6 protein-coding genes are annotated in these 8,106 nt (G+C 67.0%); 3 read left to right on the forward strand and 3 right to left on the reverse strand.

The annotated features are described in order from the left end of the window. Positions 1–294: 294 nt before the first annotated feature. The 3 genes from QRO91_RS20975 (at position 295) to QRO91_RS20985 (ending at position 3,783) form a co-directional block, all read left to right on the forward strand. Positions 295–2,331, forward strand: a complete 2,037-nt coding sequence (locus QRO91_RS20975; protein WP_100443771.1) for an NADPH-dependent 2,4-dienoyl-CoA reductase — start codon at positions 295–297, stop codon at positions 2,329–2,331. A gap of 297 nt (positions 2,332–2,628) precedes the next feature. Beyond that, on the forward strand, positions 2,629–3,087 hold the full coding sequence (locus QRO91_RS20980; protein ID WP_004154513.1) for a cell wall hydrolase: 459 nt from the start codon (positions 2,629–2,631) through the stop codon (positions 3,085–3,087). Positions 3,088–3,171: 84 nt separating this feature from the next. Continuing rightward, positions 3,172–3,783, forward strand: a complete 612-nt coding sequence (locus tag QRO91_RS20985; protein ID WP_049430339.1) for a glutathione S-transferase N-terminal domain-containing protein — start codon at positions 3,172–3,174, stop codon at positions 3,781–3,783. Between the two features lie 121 nt (positions 3,784–3,904). Here the strand turns inward: QRO91_RS20985 and QRO91_RS20990 are convergent, their stop codons facing one another. From QRO91_RS20990 to prpE, 3 genes are all read right to left on the reverse strand, one after another. Further along, positions 3,905–4,960 (reverse strand): suppressor of fused domain protein, encoded by a 1,056-nt coding sequence (locus tag QRO91_RS20990; RefSeq protein WP_049430341.1) that lies wholly within the window; start codon positions 4,958–4,960, stop codon positions 3,905–3,907. Between the two features lie 46 nt (positions 4,961–5,006). Beyond that, positions 5,007–5,510 carry a hypothetical protein gene (locus QRO91_RS20995; protein WP_049430343.1) on the reverse strand — a complete coding sequence of 168 codons (504 nt, stop codon included), beginning with the start codon at positions 5,508–5,510 and terminating at the stop codon, positions 5,007–5,009. A gap of 195 nt (positions 5,511–5,705) precedes the next feature. After that, the gene (prpE, locus tag QRO91_RS21000; RefSeq protein ID WP_197620062.1) at positions 5,706–7,586 is read right to left on the reverse strand and encodes a propionate--CoA ligase; all 1,881 of its coding nucleotides are present in this window, start codon (positions 7,584–7,586) and stop codon (positions 5,706–5,708) included. Positions 7,587–8,106 lie beyond the last annotated feature (520 nt).

Here is an 8,106-nt window from a genome sequence, read left to right on the forward strand (position 1 = left end):
CCCCCCCCCCCCCCCCCCCCCCCCCCCCCCCCCCCCCCCCCCCCCCCCCCCCCCCCCCCCCCCCCCACCTATTTATAAACAAAAAAGAGAAAATAGCTTTTAGGCTGCCTTTGGTGGGGGTGTTTTTTTTTAATAATACACCGGGGCCCCCCGGGCCCCCCCCGGCCGCGCGCCCGGGGCGCCCCGGGGTGCCCGCGGCGCGGGGCAGCCCCCCCCGCTACCGATTCGCCAGCCCCTTGCCCCGGCCGCCGTTTCCCGGCACGCTTCGCGCTTCCGTACGCAAGCGTATCGACCATGTCGCCAGCCAACGAAAGCGCCTATCCCCATCTGTTCGCCCCGCTGGACCTGGGGTTCACCCAGCTGCGCAATCGCGTGCTGATGGGTTCGATGCACACCGGCCTGGAAGATCGCGCCCGCGACTTCCCGCGCCTGGCAGCCTATTTCGCCGAGCGCGCCGAGGGCGGTGTCGGCCTGATCGTCACCGGCGGCTTCGCGCCCAACGTGGTGGGCTGGCTGAAGCCATTCGGCGGCAAGCTGTCCTGGCCCTGGGAAGTACGCCCGCACCGGCAGCTCACCGCCGCCGCACACCAGCATGGCGCGAAGATCTGCCTGCAGCTGCTGCATGCCGGCCGCTATGCCTACCATCCGCTGTCGGTGGCACCGTCGAAGCTGAAGGCGCCGATCAACCCGTTCACCCCGCGTGCGCTGTCGGCCAGCGGTGTCGAGCGGCATATCGCCGACTACGCACGCAGCGCAAAGCTGGCCCGCGAAGCCGGCTACGACGGCGTCGAAGTGATGGGGTCGGAGGGCTACCTCATCAACGAGTTCATCGCCCCGCGCACCAACAAGCGCTCCGACCGCTGGGGTGGCGACGCCCACCAACGCATGCGTTTTGCGGTGGAGATCGTGCGCCGCATCCGCGAGGCCTGCGGGCCGGACTTCATCATCATCTACCGCCTGTCGCTGGTGGACCTGGTGGAAGACGGCAGCAACTGGGAAGAGATCGTGCAGCAGGCGCAGGCCATCGAGGCCGCCGGCGCGACGATCATCAATTCCGGCATCGGCTGGCACGAGGCGCGCATTCCCACCATCGCCACCTCGGTGCCGCGCGCGGCCTTTGCCGGTGTCACCGCCAAGCTCAAGCCGCATGTGAAGGTGCCGCTGGTGGCAACCAACCGCATCAACATGCCCGAGGTCGCCGAGCGCATCCTGGCCGATGGCGGCGCCGACATGGTGTCGCTGGCGCGCCCGCTGCTGGCCGACCCGCAGTGGCCGAACAAGGCCCGAGCCGGTCGCCCCGAGGCGATCAACACCTGCATCGCCTGCAACCAGGCCTGCCTCGATCACGTGTTCGAGAACAAGCTGGCCAGCTGCCTGGTCAATCCGCGTGCCGCACACGAGACCGAGCTGGTCTACCACCCTGCTGCCACGCCGAAAAAGGTCGCGGTGGTCGGCGCCGGCCCGGCCGGCCTGGCCTGCGCCACCGTGGCCGCCGAGCGCGGCCACCAGGTCACCCTGTTCGATGCCAACGACGAGATCGGCGGCCAGTTCAACGTGGCCAAGCGCATCCCGGGCAAGGAAGAGTTCCACGAGACCCTGCGCTATTTCCGCCACAAGCTGGCTGAAACCGGAGTGCAGCTGCGCCTGGGCACGCGAGCGGATGCGGCCAGCCTGGCCGGCTTCGACGAGGTGGTGCTGGCCACCGGCATCACCCCGCGCAGGGTCGACTTCCCCGGCGCCGACCACGCCAAGGTGGTCAGCTACCTGGACGTGCTGCTGGGCCGGGTCGAGGTGGGCGCCAATGCAGCGATCATCGGCGCCGGCGGCATTGGCTTCGATGTCGGCGAGTTCCTCAGCCACGCCGGTGAGTCCCCCTCGCTGGACCCACAGCGCTGGATGGCCGAATGGGGCGTGGACAGTACCTTTGAGACCCGCGGCTCCCTGGCGCGGGCGCGGGCGCAGGCAGAGGCCTCGCCGCGCCGGCTGTGGCTGCTGCAGCGCAGCCCGGGCAAGCCCGGTGCGCGGCTGGGCAAGACCACCGGCTGGATCCATCGCGCCACGCTGAAGGCCAAGGGCGTGCGCATGCTCGGCGGCGTCGAGTACCTGGGTGTTGACGATGAAGGCCTGCGCATCCGCGTTGAGGGCAGCGAACAACTGCTGCCGGTCGATCAGGTGGTGATCTGCGCCGGGCAGGAACCGAATCGTGCGCTGCAGGCGGAACTGCAGGCCGCTGGCATCAGCGCGAAGTTGGTCGGCGGCGCCGATGTGGCCGCAGAACTGGATGCAAAACGGGCGATCGACCAGGGCAGTCGGGTCGCCGCCGCGCTCTGATAAGTGCCTGAATGGGGGGCGGAATGTGATTTCCGTCACCTCCGTTGAACCTGAATGTCAAGCCGAGCGGTTCACGATGCGTTCGGCTATCCCCCCCTACCTTGCGCCATCTTCCGCTCACCAGCCAGTTTCCGGTGAGCCGGTGCGGCCCCCTCGATCGGTACTGATCGTTTCTTTTGGGGCCGCCCACGGGGCGGCCCCGATGGCCGCCTCCCCATGACGCCAAGTCGTACCCCGCGTCCTGTCGCCCCCGCGACCGGAAGTGGAGAGTGCGGCCCATACGGAGCAAGGAGTTATATGAAACTGGCCTGGATTCTCTGGCTGTCGCAGTTGTTGCCGCAGCCGGCCGCTGATTCATTGTGTTTGAGCACCACCGTTTACCTGGAAGCCCGTGACCAGACCCTGCGCGGCCAGCAGGCCGTTGCCGAGGTCGCCCTGCGCCGTCTCGACAGTGGCCTGTGGGGCGACTCGATGTGCCAGGTGGTCACCGCGCGCAAGCAGTTTGCACCGACGATCGTCTCCCCCGGCACCCAGTTGGGCAACGACGCGGCCTGGAGCGAGGCGATGAACGTGGCCTTCGACGCCGAGCGCAACTGGGCGCTGCCGGCCGGCGAGCGCCGCGAGATCGTGCCCGGTGCCAGCCACTTCGCCGCGTTGTCCATCGCCAGCCCGAACTGGCGCAACGCCTACCAGGTGGCCACCATCGGCGATCACACCTTCTATAAGGTGCAGAACCTCAAGCCGCGGCAGTCGTAACGATCCGTGCTGGCGGCAGCGTTGCCGCCCGCCGGCAGGCTCTGGGATAGTGGGCGTTTCCCGCCCGCATCACCTGGAGTTCCCATGAAGCTGTACAGCAAGCCCGGTGCCTGTTCCACCGCCGACCACATCGCCCTGCAGTGGACCGGCCAGCCGTTCGAGGTCGAACTGCTGAACAAGGACACCCTGAAGGGTCCGGAATTCCTCAAGATCAATCCGGCCGGCGCGGTGCCCGCGCTGGTCGATGGCGACTTCGTGCTGCTGCAGAACGCCGCGATCATGGGCTATATCGCCGACACCTGCCCGCAGGCCGGCCTCGGCGGTGATGGCAGCCCGCGACAGCGTGCCGAAGCCACCCGCTGGCTGGCCTTCGTCAATTCCGACGTGCACCCGGCCTTCTCGCCGCTGTTCGCACCGGGCAAGTTCATCGCCGACGAAAGCCAGTTCGATGCGATCCGCGCCGCCGCACACAAGCGCCTGCGTGGCCTGTTCGAGACCGCCGACAAGCAACTGGCCGACAAGCCGTGGCTGGCCGGCTTCCGCAGTTTCGCAGACCCGTACTTCTACATCACCCTGCGCTGGGCCGCCGGCACCAAGGTCGACCTGTCCGGCCTGGACAACCTGGCCGCCTACAAGGCACGCATGGACGCCGATGCCGGTGTGCAGGCCGCGCTGAAGGCCGAAGGCCTGGCCTGAGGCTTATCTGGGGTCAACGCCGTTCGCGTGGCGAACGGATCCGACCCCATCGCCCTCGGAGTCGGGGTCGGATCCGCCTGCACCGCAGGCGGCTCTGACCCCATCAGTTCCATCGTCACACTCAGCCAATCTGGCGAATCACTTCACCGTTGGCGTCGCGCAGGTAGGTTGGCACTACTTCGATGCGCAGCGCTCCCGCCACCGGGTAGATGCCACGTTCGGCACGCACGCCTGCCAGGGCCTGCAGCCCCGTCTCGTCCAGGGCCCAGCGCGCGCTGTCGGCCGACACTTCGCCCACGTCACCGCGCCCGGCTGGAATGAACTCCCACTGCCGCTCGCGGCTGGCCAGTTCCAGCGACTTTCCGTGGCGCAGGCGCAGCGGCAGCAGTTCGCAGACGCTGGCGACCTGGCCCGCGCCGAGCACCAGGGTGGTGACGCCGGCCTCCTGCCTCCAGTCCAACGTCTCGATGAACAGCATGCCGGTGCTGGAGCCCTCGCGCTCGCTGCCGGCCTGCACCTGGGCTGCCAGTGCCGGATCCTCCAGCAGGTTGCGACGGTGCAGATCACTGATCCACAGCGGCATCGCCGGCTGCAGCGCCTGCAGCACACCGCGCGTCGACCAGCGCTTGACCGCCTCCATCTCTTCGTCGGTCAGGCCGACCAGTTGCAGGAACTGCAGGTGGCCATTGGCGGTGTCGCGCGCAGGCAACTGCGGATCGGCAATGAAGGCCAAGTGGCACAGGCGCGTATCGGTCTCCAGCGCGATCGGGCCGTTGGCATTCAGATGGTGACCATCCTCGAACACGTTGCCGCTGCCAAACACGTAGCGCGCCAGGTTCTGCAGCAGGTTCATCGGCCACACCGGCGGCGTGCTGCCGGCGTGTTCACCGGCTTCGGCAGCGAGGCGGAAGGTCAGCTCGAAACCATAGCCGCTGGCGGCGGCATCACTGCTCTCCTTGGTGTAAAGCTCGGAGAAGCCGTAGGTGATGTAGTGCCAGTGCGGTACCGGCGCATCCACCCAGTACACGCTGATGCCATCCAGAGGATCCTGGCCGCCGAGCGTGTAAGGCAGCGCGGTGCCGAAATGACGCGGCTCCTGCCCGGCATACAGGGGCGCCAGCGCCGCATTGATCGCGTCCCAGCCGGGGGTATCGGTGTCGTCGTGGTCGTCCTGCACGCGGGACTCCTTGTGGGGAAGTGAACCGATCACTTTACGCGGTGAGTCAGGCCTGCACGACCTCATTGCCAGCGTTCACCACCGCCGCCTGGGTTTCCTGCCACCAGCGCTGCGCCAGCGCCGGGCTGCGCGCCTTCCCCACCGCGGCCAGCAGCTCCGGGCACAGGCGTTCCAACGCCAGTGCATCGGCGCAGCGTTCAATCTTCAACTGCATGAAGTAGCCCTTCAGGCCGAGATGGCGCCGCACCGCCTCGCTCATCGCGTCGTACAACTGCTGGTACAACGCCGGATCCTGTTCGCGGCCGGTGCTGATTCCACGTGCCGGTGCCACCTCGGCATTGCCACCGATCACTTCGATCAGGCCCTGCACTTCCAGCTGCTCCAGTGCATCGGCCGGTGCGCGCAGGCCTTCGAACAGGCCGCGCAGTTCGGTGTCGTCGCGATGGCCATCGACCATCAGCAGGATCGAGCGCAGTGCTGCCGGCAGGCGCCGGCCACGGTCTTCGATTTCCTGACGGCCAGCAGCCGTCTTGGCGTGCAGCAATGCCATTGCATCCCCCCAATCCTTGATGCGCTTCACCTGCGCGCCCTGGCGGGCGCGCTCCCCTGGGGCCGAGCTTAGCGCACCGGTTGCCGGGAGGAAGCTGCGGTGCAGCAACACCCTCCTCTGTAGAGCCGAGCCGATGCTCGGCTGCTTTGGCGAGGCATGCGGAGCCGAGCATCGGCTCGGCTCTACAGAAGCAGGTCAGCGCCCCAGCGCCCGGCGGATCTCCTCCAGTGCGCTGGGATCATCCAGCGTCGACAGGTCACCCGGATCACGCTGCTCGGCCAGCGCCTGCAGCGAGCGCCGCAACAACTTGCCCGACCGGGTCTTGGGCAGTGCGTTGACCACATGCACATGCGCCGGGCGCGCGACCGCGCCGAGCGAGGTGGTCACCGTGGCCATCATCTCCGCCACCACCGGCGCCGGATCCTCACCGTTGAGCCCCTGCTTGAGGGTGACGAACACCAGCGGCACCTGCCCCTTCAACTCGTCCTTGACCCCGATCACCGCCGCCTCGGCCACGCGCGGATGGCTGGAAATGGCTTCCTCGATCTCACGCGTGCCGAGGCGATGCCCGGCCACGTTGATCACATCATCAGTGCGCCCCAGGATGAAGGTGTAGCCATCGTCGTCGCGGATCGCCCAGTCCAGCGAGCTGTACAACAGTTCCTTGAAGTGGCTGAAGTAGCTCTGCAGGAAGCGGCTGTCATCGTTCCACACGGTGCTCATGCAACCCGGCGGCAACGGTGGCGACACCACCAGCACGCCCTTCTGCCCCGGCGCGACTTCCTCGCCGGTGTTCTCGTCGATCACCTTCATCCGGTAACCGAGATTGGGGAAACCGGGTGAACCGAAGCGCACCGGCTTCATTTCCAGGCCCGGCAGCAGGGTCAGCGCCGGCCAGCCGGTTTCGGTCTGCCAGTAGTTGTCGATGATCGGCTTGCCCAGCGCCTCACTGATCCAGTGCGCGGTGGGTTCGTCCAGTGGCTCGCCGGCCAGGAACAGGTACTTCAGTGCGCCCAGGTCATGCCGGTGGATGAAGTCCGCGTCGTGCTTCTTCAGCACGCGGATGGCGGTAGGCGAAGAGAACATCGTACGCACGTTGTACTGCTCGCACAGCGCCCACCAGATGCCCGGATCGGGATTGGTCGGCAGCCCTTCGTACAGCAGCGAGGTGCAGCCACCGATCAACGGGCCGTAGACGTTGTAGGAATGGCCGACGGCCCAGCCGACATCGGAGGTGGAAAACATCACCTGCCCTGGCTTGCAGTCGAACACGGTTTCCATCGACTGCGCCATCGCCACCGCATAGCCACCGACATCACGCTGCACGCCCTTCGGCTTGCCGGTGGTGCCGGAGGTATACAGCAGGTAACTCGGCTCGCTCGCTTCCAGCCACTGCACCGGTACATCGACCTCGCCGATCTGCGCGCGCAGCGTGGCGTACTCCACGTCACGCCCCGGCACGCGCGGTTCGGCTGCGTCCAGTCCGCGCGACACGATCAGCACGTGCGGTGGTGGCGAGGCCGCTTCGGCGCAGGCGGCGTCGACCATCGGCTTGTACGGAATCAGCTTGCCACCGCGCATGCCGGCATCGGCCGCGATCAGCAGCTTGGGCTTGGCGTCGTCGATGCGCAGCGCCAGGTTGTGCGCGGCGAAGCCACCAAACACCACCGAGTGCACCGCACCGATGCGCGCGCAGGCCAGCATCGCGAACACGGCTTCGGCCATGTTCGGCATGTAGATCACCACGCGGTCACCGTGGCCGACACCGAGGTGCTTGAGCACTGCGGCGAAGTCGTTCACTTCGCGGTACAGCTGGCGATAGGTGATCTCGCGTGTGCTGTTGGTCTCGGTGGAGATGGCGACCAGCGCGAGCTGGTCAGCGCGCTCGGCCAGGTGGCGGTCGACGGCGTTGTAGCAGAGATTGGTTTCGCCGCCGACGAACCAGCGCCGGAATGGCGGGTTGCTGTAGTCGAGCACCTGCTGCGGCGGTTTGTGCCAATGGATGCGCTTGGCTTCCTCGCCCCAGAAGGCATCCGGCTCGTCGATCGAGCGACGGTAGGTTTCCTCGTAGTTCATGACGCAGCCCTCCCAGACAAAGTCATGGGTTCGAGGATAGTCCGGCGCTGGCGTGCGGGCCGCCCTACCTTGGTAGGGGGTGGGGTTTTGTTCTGCAGGGCTTGCAGCCATGCACCTGCAGAATCAACGTCAACGTCAAAAGCTGGGCTACTGGGGAATGGCGGGGCGGATCCGGTTGCGGGAGACGCCGTAAACCCATCCCTGGGGGCTTGGCCGCGGCATCCATGCCGCGGACACTCCCGCAACCGGACCCACCCCGCCTTCGACAGTTTCCCGCGACCTGTCGGAACGACATATTGTTCTGGTCGGTGTCGACCTTGGTCGACACGGTAGATCCACGCCATGCGTGGATGACTCATTCGATATCTGACAGAAAAATCGTGTCGACCAAGGTCGACACCTACCAACAGCCGTGCGGAACAACGGCCGCAGTTGCCAACAGCCGCGGGAATCTGTCAGAGGCGGGGCGGTGTGGGTGGGCAGGACCGTTGGCGCCATGGATGGCGCCATCGAGCCCCCA

It is taken from the genome of Stenotrophomonas maltophilia group sp. Smal32 (assembly GCF_030237085.1).
Lineage (GTDB): Bacteria > Pseudomonadota > Gammaproteobacteria > Xanthomonadales > Xanthomonadaceae > Stenotrophomonas > Stenotrophomonas maltophilia_Q.

Excerpts from the sequence above, each read along its gene's own strand:
- QRO91_RS20995 (WP_049430343.1), bottom strand. The coding sequence starts at position 5,510 with ATGGCATTGCTGCACGCCAAGACGGCTGCTGGCCGTCAGGAAATCGAA.
- QRO91_RS20980 (WP_004154513.1), top strand. The coding sequence starts at position 2,629 with ATGAAACTGGCCTGGATTCTCTGGCTGTCGCAGTTGTTGCCGCAGCCG.
- QRO91_RS20985 (WP_049430339.1), top strand. The coding sequence starts at position 3,172 with ATGAAGCTGTACAGCAAGCCCGGTGCCTGTTCCACCGCCGACCACATC.
- QRO91_RS20975 (WP_100443771.1), top strand. The coding sequence starts at position 295 with ATGTCGCCAGCCAACGAAAGCGCCTATCCCCATCTGTTCGCCCCGCTG.
- prpE (WP_197620062.1), bottom strand. The coding sequence starts at position 7,586 with ATGAACTACGAGGAAACCTACCGTCGCTCGATCGACGAGCCGGATGCC.